This is a genomic window from Bacillota bacterium (genome assembly GCA_009711825.1).
Lineage (GTDB): Bacteria > Bacillota > Proteinivoracia > UBA4975 > VEMY01 > VEMY01.
Genome location: VEMY01000026.1, coordinates 34,081 through 49,273 on the forward strand (window position 1 = coordinate 34,081; position 15,193 = coordinate 49,273).

A 15,193-nucleotide genomic window follows, 5' to 3' on the forward strand; every position below is an offset into this window, starting at 1 on the left:
GGTGATTTAGATTTGAAGAAGGCATTTCCAGGCGGCATTCATCCAAATTACAATAAAGAGTTGACTGCCGGTAAACCCATCGCAACCTTGCCCCTGCCCAAAAAGGTGCGGCTGTTGTTGCAACAGCATTTGGGCGCTCCTTGCGAGCCGAAGGTTCAAAAGGGCGATGAGGTAACGGTAGGGCAGCTAATAGCCGATTCGGATAAGTTTGTTTCGGCTCCCGTGCACGCCAGTGTTGCCGGCAAGGTAGTCAGTGTAGATAGTGAAGCAATTGAAATCGAAACTGATGCGACTAACTCTGAGTTTCAGGGTTCCCCTGCAAGTTACCAAGGCCCTGAAGAATTGCGTCAGCTTATTCGGGAAGCAGGCATTGTCGGTTTGGGAGGTGCAACCTTCCCAACTCATGTCAAGCTTTCGCCTCCTAAAGACAAGGAAGTTCACACATTGGTTCTAAACGGGGCTGAATGTGAACCATTTCTTACCACCGACCATCGAGTTATGGTGGAACAGGGACAAGCTGTCATTGATGGCCTGAAGTTATTAATGGAGGCCTGTGGTGCGTCTAAAACGCTAATAGGAATTGAAGAAAACAAACCCGACGCAATCGAAACCCTCAAGGAACTCTCGGCAAATGACGATAATATCCAGGTTTTCGGAGTTGAGGTTGTTTACCCCCAGGGCGGTGAAAGACAGCTTATCAAGACTCTAACTGGTCAGGAAGTGCCGGTAGGCGGTTTGCCGCTGGATTTGGGGATTGTTGTCAGCAACATTGCCACCGCGGTAGCGGTCCACCAGGCAGTGCGTCAAGGAAAGCCATTGATTGACCGGGTTGTTACAGTGTCCGGTGCCGGTGTGGCCGAACCGCAAAATGTCTTGGTCCGCTTAGGAACCCCCGTCCAGGATTTACTGGATTTCTGTGGCGGATTATCGGAAGAAGCAGCTAAAGTTGTAAATGGCGGGCCAATGATGGGCAAGGCTTTATCGGATCTCAATGCCCCTGTAACCAAGGGAACCTCCGGGATTCTCGCGTTTACTGAAGATGAGGTGCGAATCTATGAAGAACGCACCTGTATCCGTTGCGCTTCCTGTGTCGATGCCTGTCCAATGAAACTTTTGCCCAACTATCTTGCTTTATACAGCAAGCGCAAGCGTTATGAAACTGCAGAAGATATTAACCTGTTTAATTGTATCGAGTGCGGGTGCTGCAGCTACGTATGTCCGTCCCGGATTCCGATTGTGCAGTACATTCAGAATGCTAAGCATGAAATAAACATCAAGCGTCGCAAGTAAATCCGTAGAGGAGAACGGAGGGAAGGTTATGACAAAGTTTAAAGTAGGACCGTCGCCGCACATTCTCGGCCCCAAGTCAATCAACAGTGTAATGTGGGATGTGGTGATTGCACTTATTCCCGTGACTGTAGCTGCTGTACTATATTTTGGCATTGCTGCTGTGTGGGTGTTGTTGGCGTCTACCCTGTCCGCAATGATCGTTGAAGCTCTGATTATTTATCGTAATCTGCGTCCTGCCAGTATTATCGGCGATGGCAGTGCCGCTGTCACCGGCTTGCTGGTTGGCTTGATAGTGCCGCCTGCCGCACCATTGTGGCTGGCGATTATCGCCAGCACTGTAGCAATAGTCCTCGGCAAGCATGTGTTTGGCGGCTTAGGTAAAAATATCTTTAACCCTGCTTTGGTAGGACGGGCATTTGTCTTTATGTCTTGGGCTGGTTTGATGACTATGTGGCATTCGCCGCTGCCATTCAGTAACTGGTTTACGCGGATTAATGCCGATATGGTTACCGCTGCTACTCCCTTGGGCGGAGCTCCGGACAGCCTAACCGATTTAGTTACTGGGAACATTGCCGGCAGTCTCGGAGAGACCTCAGTGCTGGCGATACTTCTTGGTGGTGTCTACCTATTCGTCAAGGGCCATATCGACTGGCGGATTCCCGGCTTTTACCTGGGCACTGTGGCCGTGTTTTCCCTGGCAGCAGGACAGGATCCTCTGTTTCATATAACTGCCGGTGGAGTCATGTTTGCAGCAATGTTTATGGCCACAGATATGGTGACGACACCAGTGACCAAGACCGGAAGGATTGTCTTTGGTTTGGGTTGTGGACTTATTACTATGTTTGTGCGTCTTTTCGCATCCGCGCCAGAGGGTGTTACCTACGCCATCTTGTTCATGAACGCGCTGGTGCCTCTGATTGATCGCTACTCTGTACCCAAGACCTTCGGGGAGGTGAGGGGCAAGTGAATGCAAGTATCCGAATGATTCTGGTTCTGACTTTGATTGCGGCGGTGGCCGCAGGCTTACTGGCCGGCATCAATGCCTGGACTGAGCCAATTATTGAAGAGAACACAGCAATCCGTTTGCAGGAAACCTTGGCCAAAGTAATTGACGCAGATGAATTTGTTGAAGAAGAAATCGAAGACAGACTGACCATGTGGCTTGCCAACAAAGGTGGCGACCATGTGGGATACGTCGTTCAGTATCTCGGAGGAGGCTACAGCAGCGCTGGCATCAATGTCCTGGTGGGGATTGATACAGCAGGCGCTGTCACCGGCGTAGAGATCTTCGCCCATAGTGAAACACCGGGGCTTGGCGACAAGATTGAAAATCCTTCCTGGCTGCAACGGTTTGAAGGACAGGATTTTGAGACCGGTATCGATGTGGACAATATTTCCGGGGCGACAGCCTCTGCCCAGGGTGTAATTGGCAGTGTTCGCAACGCGCTGGAATATGTTGCTCTGTATGCTGGACTTTTAGAGCCGCCTGTCGAAATTGATTTCGGTGAGATTCCCGATGGCACTTACACAGGTACCGGTCGCGGCTTTGGCGGCGACATAACTGTTGAAGTGACAATTGCCGACGGCAGACTGGCTGAAGTAGTGGTGCTCAGTCACAGCGACACACCTGGTTATGTTGAACCTGCTCTTGATGCTATCCCCGACCGCATGGTGGATGAGCAGCAGCTGGATGTTGATATCGTTTCTGGCTCCACTGCAAGTTCTAACGGAATCATTAACGCTGTTCGCGACGCTCTTAGTGAGTTTGTCGGCGAGGAGCTTGAGGACGTAGACATTGAAGCACTTGCTTCCGGCCGTTATATTGGCACAGCGTCATCATTCGGCGGCGACCTGACTGTAGAAGTTGCAGTGGCCGGCGGCAAGATTACCGACATTACCGTTCTCAGCCATACTGACACTGAAGATATCGCTGAGCCCGCTTTTGAGGAAGTGATTGAGCGGATGCTCAACGAACAGTCCCTGGAAGTAGACCTGGTCAGCGGCGCCACCATTTCAGCAGAAGCGTTGCTGCTGGCTGTTGAAAACGCCCTCCGCGGAACAGTAATAATTCATGTTCCCGACCTTAGCGATGGCGTTTATGTTGGCGAGGCAGAAGGCTTCAGTGGTCAGATTCGGGTTGCCGTGACAGTGGAAGCTGGTGAAATCACCGGTATAGAAATTGTCGATCATTCCGATACACCAGAAATCGCCAATCCCGCTTTTGACGAAATGATTGATGCGGTCCTGGAGTCACAAGCTCTGGATGTGGATTTTGTCAGCGGAGCGACAATTAGCTGTGAAGGCTTTATTGAGGCAATTCGCGAAGCATTCCTGAGCGGTCCACAGCTTGAGATTAGTGCCGTTCCCGACGGCGAATATACCGGCAGGGCCGATGGGTTTTACGATGAAATTGAAGTTCGGGTGGTGGTTGCCGGTGGCGAGATTAGCGAGATCGAGGTAACCGAAGAACAGGATACTCCGGAAATCGCTCGCCCCGCTTTTGAACAAACCATCGAACGCATCATAAATGCTCAAAGTCTGGATGTTGACAACGTTAGCGGTGCAACTATATCTGTAAACGGTTTGCTTGATGCTGTCGAAACAGCGTTGCGCAGTGCCGGTGAATAGGAGGTGGACGGCGTGAAATTAGCTCAAGAATTTAAGCGCGGTATTATTCTTGAAAACCCTGTGTTCCGGCTCTTGTTAGGTCTTTGCCCGGTGCTGGCGGTAACAACATCTGCAGTCAACGGTTTTGGCATGGGCCTGGCCACCCTTAGTGTTTTGCTGGGGGCAAACATTGTCGTTTCCTCGTTGAAAAACATCATTCCCAAACAAGTGCGGATACCATGTTTTATTGTGATCATAGCCACCTTTGTGACTATAGTCGGCATGGTTATGGAAGCATTTTTCTATCCACTCTTTGAGGCCTTGGGGCTCTTCATCCCCCTGATTGTAGTTAACTGTTTGATTCTCGGGCGTGCTGAGGCCTTTGCCTCACAGAAGAGTATCGGCGCCTCTGTAGTCGACGCAGTGGTTATGGGGACCGGCTTCACCCTCAGTCTTGGAGTGTTGGGAATCGTGCGTGAATTCTTTGGTACCGGCGCCATTTTTGGCGTTGACATTGTTCTGCCGATTCGCAACTTTGTCGCCGGGTTGTTCAACGCTCCGGCAGTTGAAAGCGTTGATATGGCCGCAGTGTTCAGTCTTGCTCCCGGCGCCTTTATCTCGCTGGGTCTGTTGTTGGCGATAATAAACTACTTTAGCGCCAAAGGCGCCACCGAAAGGAGGGGCAACTAATGGCTGAATTATTTGCGCTCTTCTTTGCAGCCATATTTGTAAACAACTTTGTGCTCTCCCGTTTTTTAGGAATTTGTCCGTTCTTTGGTGTTTCCAAACGGGTAGAAACTTCAGTCGGCATGGGTATGGCAGTCATCTTTGTTATGACTTTGGCTTCGGTGATAACCTGGCTGCTGCAGGCATTCTTTTTGGATCTACTTGGGCTCGGATACCTGCAGACAATCACCTTCATCCTGGTTATTGCATCCTTGGTGCAGCTGGTTGAGCTGGCAGTACAAAAGATCAGTCCCACCCTCTATAAGGCGCTGGGTATTTTCCTGCCTCTGATAACCACAAACTGTGCAATTCTCGGTTTGGCGCTCCTGAACATCAGTCCTGACATCTTTGTGCCGGCAAGCGGATCGTACAATTTGCTGCAATCCATCGTCCATGCTCTGGGCGCCGGCGTCGGCTTTACACTGGCTTTGGTAATGCTTGCGGGAATCCGGGAGCACCTGGATAACCTGGAGCTGCCAAAACCATTGGCCGGTGTTCCCATTGCTCTGATTTCTGCAGGTATTCTCGCTCTGGCATTTTCCGGGTTTGTACTCTAGGTAGCAGGGGAGTGAATTAAATGAGCTTTTTAGATCTTTTGGCTCCCATCCTGGGATTGGGAGGATTGGGGCTGTTTTTCGGGATTGTCTTGGTTGTTGCCAATATCGTTTTTAGTGTGGAACAGGATTCCCGGGTTGAGGACATTCTCGAGGTACTGCCAGGCGTCAATTGCGGTGCCTGCGGATATCCGGGATGCAGCGCCTTTGCTGAGGCTGTCGCATCAGGAGAAGCGCCCGTCAATGGCTGCCCTGTTGGCCGCCAGAAAGTTGCTGATGAAATCAGCAGGATTATGAATGTTTCCGTGGGCCATGAGGACGAGCGATATGTGGCCAAGCTGGCTTGTCGTGGAACTGATGAAGTGGCGAAGACGAAAATGGTCTATTACGGCATCCAGGATTGTCGCGCTGCTGCTCGGATCGATGGTGGCGACAAGGCTTGCCCTTATGGGTGTTTAGGATTGGGCAGTTGTATTGAGGTTTGTCCGTTTGACGCAATTTCCACGGGGCAAGATGGCCTGCCTGTCTTTGATGAACTTAAATGCACTGGCTGTAATCGTTGTAAAAGTATTTGTCCCAAGGATGTTATTCGCATGGAGCCCTCAGGCGCCTATGTTGATATCGCCTGCAACTCCCGGGACAAAGGCAAAGCAGTGCTGCAGGTCTGCAAAGTGGGCTGTATTGCATGTTCCAAATGTGTCAAGACTTGTCCTGTGGACGCAATTTCGATGCGTGATAATCTGGCAGTTATTGACCATCATGAATGCACCAATTGCGAAGCATGCATTGATGCCTGCCCGACCAATTCCATAGTTCGTGTGTGATTATGGCATGGCGCCTGTCTTCGCAGGCAGGCGCCGTCGCCTTTATCCGGGAGGGGCGGTTTATATTGTTTGGCCATAAATTTATCTTCTTTTTAGTCTTGATGCTGTTTTGGCTTGTTATAACTAATTTCAGTTTGTTGGGTGCAGTGCTTGGGGTGCTGACAGCTTTCGCGGTTGTGTTGATTAACCGCGACCTGCTGGATTCTTTGTTTTCACGGGAGAGGAAAATTAAACCGGCCAAGGTAGGAATGCTGGCAATTTATAGTTTCAGTCTTCTATGGCAGATTGTATTGGCTAATCTCCAACTGGCGCGGATTGTTCTTGACCCGAAGCTGCCTGTGCAGCCGGGGTTGGTGACATTTAATCCGGGGCTGAAAACCGATTTGGCAAAGACATTGCTCGCCAATTCCATCACCCTGACCCCCGGCACTCTGACAATCGCCGTAGAGGGAGATACATTTGTTGTGCATGCTCTGACATTAGCTGCGGCCCGGGACGTTGTTGAATGGCGATTAATTCATTTGCTGCGGCGGATTGAGGAGGGGTTATAAATGACTCAGTTTATGATCGGCATTTGCGTTTTCTTAATGCTCTTAATCTTTGTCGCTCTTGCTAGGGCTGTGGTTGGACCGACCGCTATAGACAGGATTCTGGCAATTAACATCATTGGCACTAAAACGGTAGCGATTATCGCAGTTATCTCCTATGTGTTTGGCGAGGTATTTTTCCTCGATGTGGCAATTGTTTACGCATTAATCAGTTTCCTGATGACCGTCAGTGTGGCCAAGTATCTGGAAATGGGTAATATATCATGATTGATATCTTGGTTGTAATATTGATGGTAATCGGCGCTTTCTTCTTTTTCGTCGGAGCACTTGGTTTGTGGCGGTTCCCAGATGTCTATTCCCGCGCACATGCAACAACAAAATGCGATACTCTCGGCGGTGGCCTGATAATATTGGCTTTGGCGCTGCGCCTGGGTTCTGTTACCGACGCTTTGAAGTTAATTGCAATCATTATCCTTATCTGGATAACCAACGCAACTGCGGCCCATGTTATTGGCCGGGCTGCATACAACAACCGGTATCCTCATGTGGAGGGGACTTACAAGTGGAATTACCACGGCGAGGAGGATCGGTAAATGCTGGAGATTCTTAATGCTTTGATGCTGATTTTCCTTGTAGTTTGCGCCGTGGTTGTTGCTAGAACCCGAGATTTACTTAGCGCAGTGATTATGTTTGCCGCCTATTCTCTGGTAATGGCGATTATTTGGCAACAGCTGGAAGCGCCGGACTTGGCCCTGACCGAAGCTGCAATGGGGGCAGGAGTCACAACGATTTTGCTTTTGGTCGTAATTAGCAAGACCAGGAGGAATGAATAATGCGTCTACTAGTGAAAAGCGTTCGCTCAGTTCTTGCCACTGCAATCCTGGTCTGTATCGCTGTGCTGATGTTCAGCATGGTAGCTGAAATGCCGACATTCGGTGAGCCGGGGCCGGCTTATAACGAACTAACCCAATATCTGTTGGAGAATACAGTTACCGATACCGGCGCTCAAAATGTTATCTCGGCAATTATTCTCGATTACCGGGCTTACGACACGCTTGGTGAGGCTTCGGTTTTGTTTGCGGGCATCGCCGCAGTTTTAACTGTTCTGCTTGCCCACAGAAGTGCCGGAAGGGGGCAGAAAAATGGGTGATCTTGTCCTGCAGACTGTTGCTAAACTGATTGTGCCGTTTATTCAGCTGTACGGCATGTATATTGTTTTCTATGGACACATTTCTCCGGGTGGCGGTTTTGCAGGCGGCGCAATAATTGCCTCGAGCTTTATCCTATATGCTCTGGCTTATGATGTGGATGCGGGCTTTAAACGTTTGCCGCGTTTGGTTGCCAAGTGGCTTGAGTCCTTGGGCGGTCTGATTTTCATCATTGTCGGTGTTTTGGGGCTAGCGGCCGGAGTCAATTTTCTCACTAATTTTCTCGACAAGGGAACTGCCGGCAGCCTCGTCAGTGGTGGAATTATACCCTTATTGACGATTGCCATTGGCCTCAAGGTCTGCAGCACAATTGTCACTTTGTTTTATCACCTCCTGGAGGAGGGGAAACATGATTAGCACTATTTTTGCTAATTTACATTATTTTGTCGCTATATTACTATTTTTGATTGGTTTCCATACGATGTTGACCCACTCCAACCTGATAAAGAAAATTATCGGCATGAATATCATGGAAACATCGGTATTTTTGCTGTTTATCTCGGTGGGTTATGTCAGGGGCGGCAATGCACCGATTATAGATGATCAAATTTCCGCCTATATAAATCCGTTGCCATCGGCTTTGATTCTAACCGGCATTGTTGTTGGCGTCAGTCTGACGGCTTTTGCCCTGGCAATGGTTATCAAGATTTACGAATACTATGGCACCGTTAATACTGATGAAATTATGCGGTTGAGGGACGGGGAAGAATGATACACTTACCTTTGATGCTGGTTGTGTTCTATCTGGCGATGGCATTCATCACGCCTCTATTGGGCCGGTTAAAAAAGTTTTCCAGTCGTTATTTCGGGGTGGCCGTCAGTGCTGCAGGCTTGCTGATAGTAGGGGCCACCGCGTTTCATGTATTTGATGCCGGTCCGTTTCGGTATTTTCCCGGCAATTGGGCGAGCCCGGTGGGCATTGAGATTGTTGTCGATGAAATCACGGTTTTATTGCAGTTGACGATTGCTGTCATCGGATTTTTGGTTTCGGTCTATAGTGTCGATGATTTAGACCGGGAAATCGATGAACGGATGCATAATTGGTTCTATGTTATCTATTTTTTAATGATGGCTGCCCTCAACGGGTTAGTTATGTCATTTGACCTTTTCAATATCTTTGTGTTTACAGAAATCGGTACCCTAACTGCCTGCGCAATGGTGGCTATCAAGTCGAAAAGAGTGTGTCTTCGGGCTGCAATAAATTACTTGATTCTCAGCACTTTGGGCTCGGGGATGATTTTGATGGGGATTGCCCTGATTTATATGGTGACAGGGCACTTGAACATCGGCGCCGTTGCCCAGGTGCTGCCGGAAGCCACGGAAGCGTTTACCTGGAATGTAAGGATTGCGCTTTCGCTCTTCGTAGTTGGCTTTGGAATTAAGTCAGCGCTGTTCCCGCTGCATCTCTGGCTGCCTGATGCGCATTCATCAGCACCGACGCCATCCAGTGCCTTATTGTCAGGTGTCGTCCTCAAAGTCTTTATTGTCGTTATTGGCAGGATTGTGTTCCAGATGTTCGGCGTCGAGCTCTTCGTTCAAATTCCAATACCGTTGGTAATCCTGACATTGGCAACCATGGGGATTTTCCTCGGTTCGCTGTTTGCGATAACTCAGACGGACATCAAGCGTATGTTGGCGTACTCCAGTGTGGCACAGGTTGGTTACATTTTTATGGGCATAGCCCTGGTTAGTGCACGGGGCGCCACAGGCGGGCTGCTTCACATTTTCAATCATGCTGTGATGAAGAGCCTGTTATTTACCGCTGCCGGAGCAATTATATACAAAACCGGAATCCGGAAAATCGATGATTTGAACGGAATCGGTTATAAGATGCCACTAACGATGGCTGCCTTCGGTGTGGGTGCGCTGTCAATGGTCGGCATTCCAGGCACCAGCGGCTTTTTTAGCAAACTTTGGCTTGCATTAGGTGCTTTGGATGCGGGACAACCGTTTTTTGTGCTGGTAATTATTATCAGCAGTTTGCTAAACTCCGTTTATTATCTACCGATTATCGTGCGAGCGTTTTTTGGCGGGGGATCTGGAAAGTTCACCATGGATCAGCTCCCCTGGAAGATGCTTCTGCCGTTGGTTATTTTAGCAGCGATAAATTTATATTTTGGCATCCTGCCCGGCTCACTGGTGCGTCTGGCAGAACAAGCAGCAGCTATCTGGCTGCACTGAGTGGAGGCGGTAATTATGGCTGATTTTATTAACTATCTGCCGGTCTGGGCAACAATTTTGCCTATCGTGGCGACCATTCCCCTTTATATAATTGAACGACGGTCTGCCCGGTTGCGCGATTTCTTTGCCCAATTGATAACCGGAACTACTTTGGTCTTGGTCATAGCAATGTACCCGCAAATCAGGGATGTCGGCGAGGTGGCAATTGCGTTTCCGCGGATATTCCCGCCCTTTGGCATTTCTTTCCGTGTTGATATGCTGGGCTTTATCTTGGCAGCGATTGCTTCGACAGTTTGGTTTTTATCCACGGTCTATTCAACTGTTTACATGGACCATGAGGGCGGTCAAAACCGTTTTTATCCCTTTTTGCTGCTCAGTCTCGGCGGCTGCATGGGTGTGTTTTTGACCGGTGATTTCTTCAGCCTGTTTGTGTTCTTTGAACTGATGTCCCTTTCTTCATATGTGTTGGTTGTCCACGAGGAGTCTGCTGCGGCCATGGCAGCCGGGTATAAGTATTTGATTCTGACTTTGATTGGCGGTCTGGCCCTGTTTTTTGGAATCGTCATTGCCTACGAAATCGCCGGCAATGTCAATATTCTACCCGACAACTTTCTGTTCAGCGAACCGAATCAGCTTGCGCTCTCTGCTTTTCTCGCATTCATAGTCGGCTTTGGCATGAAGATGGGTGTGTTCCCGCTGCATGTATGGCTGCCCGACGCCCATCCTGTGGCGCCGTCACCGGCCAGTGCGCTCTTGTCAGGGATAATGCTTAAAACCGGCGCCTACGGTATGATGCGGGTTATCTATAATGTTTACGGCGTTGATTTTATCCAGGAAGCAGGTTGGCACAACATTCTTTTGGTAATGGCCGCAATTACAATCTTCTTGGGTTCGGCGGTGGCGATTGCCCAAACCGATATCAAGCGTCGACTTGCATATTCTAGCATTGGTCAAATGGGCTATGTTTTGCTAGGCATGGCGTTCATGAATCTTAATGGTCTGACTGGGAGTATTTTTCACATTTTTTCCCATGCACTGATGAAGTCTACCTTGTTCTTATGTGCCGGGGCAATCATTTATAAAACCGGCAAACGAAAGATTAATGAGCTTTCGGGTATTGGCTTGCAGATGCCAATTACCATGGCTGCTTTTTCCATCGCTGCTTTTGCAATGATTGGGATTCCGCCGCTCAACGGGTTTATCTCTAAACTTGTGCTTGCCATGGGAGCGCTGGACGCAGGAAAGTGGTATTTTGTGGTATTGTTAATTCTCAGTAGTTTGATGAACGGTATTTATTATCTACCGATTATTATTTCTGCTTTCTTCGGTGTCAGCCCCGAAAAGAAAGTGTGGGCAAAACCGTTTTCCGAGTTGAAGCTGTCAATGCTTTGGCCAGTATGTGTGCTGGCAATTGCTTGCATCTTGTTTGGCTTGTTCCCTCTGAATTTTCCTTTGACATGGGCCGAAATCGCTGCCAAAATGTTATTGGGGGGATAAATCCATGTCCATGGAATTTCTAATTTTCGGTGCCCTGGCAGTTCCGCTTATGGGTAGTGTTATTTTTCTCACTGCCCGCAAGCGCCTGAATAACCCTGGGATTATCAATTTGATTCTTACCTTGCTCACAGCCGCGTTACTATTCGGTGCCGGCATTAAGGCCGGTGGAGAAACAGCCCGAGTATCCTTGTCCAATGTATTGTTGCTGGGCTTGAATTTGCGAATGGATACCCTCGCTTTTTTCTTCACAACATTGTTTACGGCTGCTGCCTCAGTCGTGTCAATTTTCTCCGTTCAGTTTTTGAAAAATATAAATTCCCCGGGGCGTTTCTTTATGTTCATGCAGTTGACACTGCTGGGTTGTCTGGGGGTTGTGCTGGCGGCTGATCTTGTAACATTGTTTCTATTTTTTGAGTTAATGACTTTTGCTTCGTACGTGCTAGTTATTCACCGGGAAAACGAGCAAGCGCTGAATGCAGGTTATTTATATTTACTACTTGGTGTTGTCGGTGGTCTTGCCTTGCTTACCGGGATTATCCTGGTCTATTATGTGGCTGGCAATACTGATTTCCTGCCTCTCCAGGCCGAATCAAATATTATTATCGCCGCAGCTGTTTGCTTTCTTTTCGGTTTTGGCATTAAAACCGGTGTTGTGCCGCTGCATATTTGGATGCCAAAGGCATACAGCGTGTCCCCGGTGCCTGTGAATATTATCTCTTCAGCTTTGATGATAAAGACCGGCGCTTATGGCCTGCTGCGGGTATATTCGGAAGTATTGTTCCCCTTTGGCGGCACAGCCAATAGCAGTTTTATGGGCTGGCTTCTGGTGGGACTGGGGCTGGGCAGCATGTTTGTCGGCGCCTTTCTGGCTCTGCGCCAGACCAACATGTTAAAGACGCTGGCGTACAGCAGCATCAGTCAAATAGGCTATGTGATACTGGGACTGGGAGTTGCCTTATTTGTTCGGGGAAATGTAGGCCTAGGCGTATCCGGAATGCTGTTTCACATTCTTAACCACTCTGTTTTTAAAGGCACTTTGTTCCTGGTGGCGGGTGTCATCCTGGCTTATGCCGGCACTCTGGATTACAAGCGTCTAGGTGGATTGGCAAGACAAAGTCCGTTGCTAACGGCTACATTTGCCTTTGGCGCCCTGGGTATAGCCGGTCTGCCTGGACTTAATGGCTATGCCAGTAAAACATTTTTGCATCATGGTATTGAAGCTTTGGAACACTATAACCCCGGTTGGGTTTTATGGTTTGGTGAAAAAGTCTTTGTTGTCGCAAGCGCGATAACGATTTGCTATTTTCTAAAAATGTTTTTGAATGTGTTTATGGGGCCTGTCCGCGGGGATGCAGTTATTCCCCGTCGTCTACCTCGCTGGTACCAGGTGCCGCTATTAATCGGCTCAGCAGCAATCGCTTTTGTCGGTCTGTTTCCCCATTTCACGACCCGGCAATTGATTGTTCCTGCTATGGACACTGTTGGCGTTGGGGAATCGGCGTTAGATTACGCTCTTTCCGTCAATGTGTGGAGCGGTCCTGATTTGCTAGGCATGCTTAAGACAATCGCCGTTGCGGCGGTGATTTGGTTGTTGGTGGTCAAAGTAAGACTTGACCGCTTGCGTTTTCCGGATTGGTTCAGTATTGAGAAATTATTTTACCGCCCAATTGCGCAGGGGTTTATGATGCTCTGTTTAGGCCCCGGTGTGTTTATTGACCGAAAGGTCAACCAAGTCTATCATGGTACTGGCGATGCCTCCATGGGAATTTGCCGCTATGTGGGCAAAGTTGATCATTCTATCAACAAAATTTACGCCAGTACTGGCGATATGTCTTTGGAGCTATGCCGGTATCTGGGTCATGTCGATGGTTCTATAAACCGCCTTTATTACCGTGTGGGCAATATTTCGGTTGATGTATGCAATGCAATCGATGCCTGGGATCAAGCCTTGGACAGTCTTTATATGTCCATGGGCCGCCGCTCCGAACAGTTTTGTGTCAATCTTGATCGACTGGACCAGGATTTGGATAAACTGTATTCAGACCTGGGTCTTGTTTCGACCCGGGCGATTCACCGGCTTAATTCGATGGAGCAGGGGTTGTTTGATGTCTCTGAATACAAAAAACCACCTGTCAAACGGCAGTGGTGGCATTCCCTGCAGGACCAATTGGCTAATCCCCAATGGGAACTGAGCAATCTTAATGTTGAATCAATTTTTGTTGCAATTGCTTTTGTCGTCGTTGTGGTAATATTGTTGGTGTACGGCACACGTTAAGCAATATCTAATTTTCCCAGCAGGGAGGCGTTAACGGTGAGATATCTACGCGTTGGGTTGTTGTTGGTAGCCATATTCTTTCTGGTAGCCTGCTCAAATGGCCAGTCGCCGACAAATAACCCAGACCTAAAAGAGTATACCGAAACTTATATCGATATTATGGATACATTGGTGGATGTCCGGATTGTTACGACAATGGAAAGCGCAGAGGCCGAAAGCGTTTTGACAGCGGTGAAAGCGGAAATGCAGCGTCTGGAAGCAATTCTCAGCGCTCATCTGCCGGACAGTGATGTGGCAAAGATCAGCGCCAGTTCTGAACCAGTGTCTGTAAGTCCCCATACCTTGAATGTAGTCAACACGGCGCTTCAATATGCCGACTTGACCAATGGCACTTTTGATATAACGCTGGCGCCTGTTTTGGACCTATACGACTTTGGCGAAAAACGTTTTCCGGATGAAGCGCAATTGGCCGATAATCTGCCGCTTGTCGACTATACACGGGTTGAAGTGGACACGGACAGACAAACTATAGCGCTGCCGAAGAGTATGCGTCTTGACCTGGGTGGGATTGCCAAGGGTTATATTGTCGATCGTGCTGTTGATTTTCTACTTGCCAACGGTGTTGAATATGCCACTGTCAATGCCGGTGGCGATATTCGGGTATCAGGCTCCAAGCCCGACGGAACGCCCTGGCGGATTGGCATTAAGAATCCAAATGAAATACAGCATCTGTTTGCTGTGATTGAAGTGTCCGACAGCGCGATTGTTACTTCGGGCGATTATGAGCGGTATTTTGAACAAGACGGCATACGTTTTCATCATATTATTGATCCGGCCACAGGTCTGCCAGGTAATCTTTGCAAAAGTGTAACTGTTGTCGCGCCGACTGCAGAACTGGCCGATTTGCTTTCTACGGCAATTTTTGTGATGGGACCGGAGGAAGGGCTCGCCCTTGCTGAATCCCTTGACTCCGTGGAAGCTTTGATTTGGGACGCTGATGATGAGATTCATTGGACCAGCGGTCTTGAAGACCGGTTAGAGTTGAGGTAAGGCTTATGAGACGTGGAGACTGGCTGATTTTGGGACTGATATTGTTTGTCGCTATTGGTGGCCTTGCCTATTGGCAGTTTCGCCCCTGGCAGGCAGATACCGGTGAGATAGTGATCGAAGTCGATGGCGATGAGCGATTCAGCTATCCCCTGAGCCAACAGGGCCGTCATGATATTATCGATGTGAATGGGATAATTGGTATTACAACCGTTGAACTGGGTGAAAACCGGGTCCGTGTCAGTCATTCCGATTGCCCGGATAAAGTTTGTGTGAATATGGGATGGGTAGACCGTCCCGGCAGGCCGATAGCATGTCTGCCCAACCGGGTTATTGTTCATGTGCGCGGTCAGCAAGATGATTTTGATTTTATTACGAACTAACGAGGGTGATATTGATGCAAAGACCCGGAACCAGTAATCGGATTTATATTTAC

Annotated in this window: 18 protein-coding genes; all 18 read left to right on the forward strand. The window is 48.8% G+C overall.

All coding sequences use genetic code 11. The annotated features are described in order from the left end of the window. Positions 1–12: 12 nt before the first annotated feature. From rsxC to FH749_08965, 18 genes are read left to right on the forward strand one after another with little or no spacing between them, the layout of a single operon-like run. The gene (gene rsxC, locus FH749_08880; GenBank protein MTI95588.1) at positions 13–1,290 is read left to right on the forward strand and encodes an electron transport complex subunit RsxC; all 1,278 of its coding nucleotides are present in this window, start codon (positions 13–15) and stop codon (positions 1,288–1,290) included. A gap of 28 nt (positions 1,291–1,318) precedes the next feature. Further along, the gene (locus FH749_08885) at positions 1,319–2,257 is read left to right on the forward strand and encodes an RnfABCDGE type electron transport complex subunit D (protein MTI95589.1); all 939 of its coding nucleotides are present in this window, start codon (positions 1,319–1,321) and stop codon (positions 2,255–2,257) included. After that, a complete protein-coding gene (locus tag FH749_08890; GenBank protein MTI95590.1) occupies positions 2,254–3,918 on the forward strand; it encodes an FMN-binding protein in 1,665 nt (554 codons plus the stop codon). Before FH749_08885 ends, FH749_08890 begins: the two co-directional genes overlap by 4 nt. Before the next feature lie 12 nt (positions 3,919–3,930). Further along, the gene (locus tag FH749_08895) at positions 3,931–4,587 is read left to right on the forward strand and encodes an electron transport complex subunit E (GenBank protein MTI95591.1); all 657 of its coding nucleotides are present in this window, start codon (positions 3,931–3,933) and stop codon (positions 4,585–4,587) included. Then, positions 4,587–5,180 (forward strand): RnfABCDGE type electron transport complex subunit A, encoded by a 594-nt coding sequence (locus FH749_08900; protein ID MTI95592.1) that lies wholly within the window; start codon positions 4,587–4,589, stop codon positions 5,178–5,180. Before FH749_08895 ends, FH749_08900 begins: the two co-directional genes overlap by 1 nt. A 20-nt stretch (positions 5,181–5,200) precedes the next feature. Beyond that, the gene (locus FH749_08905) at positions 5,201–6,001 is read left to right on the forward strand and encodes an RnfABCDGE type electron transport complex subunit B (GenBank protein MTI95593.1); all 801 of its coding nucleotides are present in this window, start codon (positions 5,201–5,203) and stop codon (positions 5,999–6,001) included. A 2-nt stretch (positions 6,002–6,003) separates the two neighbouring features. Beyond that, positions 6,004–6,552 carry a cation transporter gene (locus FH749_08910; protein ID MTI95594.1) on the forward strand — a complete coding sequence of 183 codons (549 nt, stop codon included), beginning with the start codon at positions 6,004–6,006 and terminating at the stop codon, positions 6,550–6,552. Beyond that, positions 6,553–6,816, forward strand: a complete 264-nt coding sequence (locus FH749_08915) for a cation:proton antiporter (GenBank protein MTI95595.1) — start codon at positions 6,553–6,555, stop codon at positions 6,814–6,816. Then, positions 6,813–7,142 carry a monovalent cation/H(+) antiporter subunit G gene (locus FH749_08920; GenBank protein MTI95596.1) on the forward strand — a complete coding sequence of 110 codons (330 nt, stop codon included), beginning with the start codon at positions 6,813–6,815 and terminating at the stop codon, positions 7,140–7,142. Before FH749_08915 ends, FH749_08920 begins: the two co-directional genes overlap by 4 nt. Further along, positions 7,143–7,382: a DUF4040 domain-containing protein gene (locus FH749_08925; protein MTI95597.1), complete on the forward strand. Its 240-nt coding sequence runs from the start codon at positions 7,143–7,145 to the stop codon at positions 7,380–7,382. Beyond that, complete coding sequence (locus tag FH749_08930; GenBank protein ID MTI95598.1) at positions 7,382–7,699, forward strand: hypothetical protein; 318 nt, start codon at positions 7,382–7,384, stop codon at positions 7,697–7,699. The genes FH749_08925 and FH749_08930 overlap by 1 nt, the downstream gene beginning before the upstream one ends. Then, positions 7,692–8,114, forward strand: coding sequence for a sodium:proton antiporter (locus FH749_08935; GenBank protein MTI95599.1), 423 nt, complete (start codon positions 7,692–7,694; stop codon positions 8,112–8,114). The genes FH749_08930 and FH749_08935 overlap by 8 nt, the downstream gene beginning before the upstream one ends. Continuing rightward, complete coding sequence (locus tag FH749_08940; GenBank protein MTI95600.1) at positions 8,107–8,469, forward strand: cation:proton antiporter; 363 nt, start codon at positions 8,107–8,109, stop codon at positions 8,467–8,469. Before FH749_08935 ends, FH749_08940 begins: the two co-directional genes overlap by 8 nt. Beyond that, the gene (locus tag FH749_08945; GenBank protein MTI95601.1) at positions 8,466–9,938 is read left to right on the forward strand and encodes a monovalent cation/H+ antiporter subunit D family protein; all 1,473 of its coding nucleotides are present in this window, start codon (positions 8,466–8,468) and stop codon (positions 9,936–9,938) included. The genes FH749_08940 and FH749_08945 overlap by 4 nt, the downstream gene beginning before the upstream one ends. Before the next feature lie 15 nt (positions 9,939–9,953). Continuing rightward, complete coding sequence (locus FH749_08950) at positions 9,954–11,435, forward strand: monovalent cation/H+ antiporter subunit D family protein (protein MTI95602.1); 1,482 nt, start codon at positions 9,954–9,956, stop codon at positions 11,433–11,435. A gap of 4 nt (positions 11,436–11,439) precedes the next feature. Then, a complete protein-coding gene (locus tag FH749_08955; GenBank protein ID MTI95603.1) occupies positions 11,440–13,710 on the forward strand; it encodes an NADH dehydrogenase in 2,271 nt (756 codons plus the stop codon). 36 nt (positions 13,711–13,746) lie between these two features. Then, positions 13,747–14,760 carry an FAD:protein FMN transferase gene (locus FH749_08960; protein ID MTI95604.1) on the forward strand — a complete coding sequence of 338 codons (1,014 nt, stop codon included), beginning with the start codon at positions 13,747–13,749 and terminating at the stop codon, positions 14,758–14,760. 5 nt (positions 14,761–14,765) lie between these two features. Next, complete coding sequence (locus FH749_08965; protein ID MTI95605.1) at positions 14,766–15,140, forward strand: NusG domain II-containing protein; 375 nt, start codon at positions 14,766–14,768, stop codon at positions 15,138–15,140. Positions 15,141–15,193: the final 53 nt, after the last annotated feature.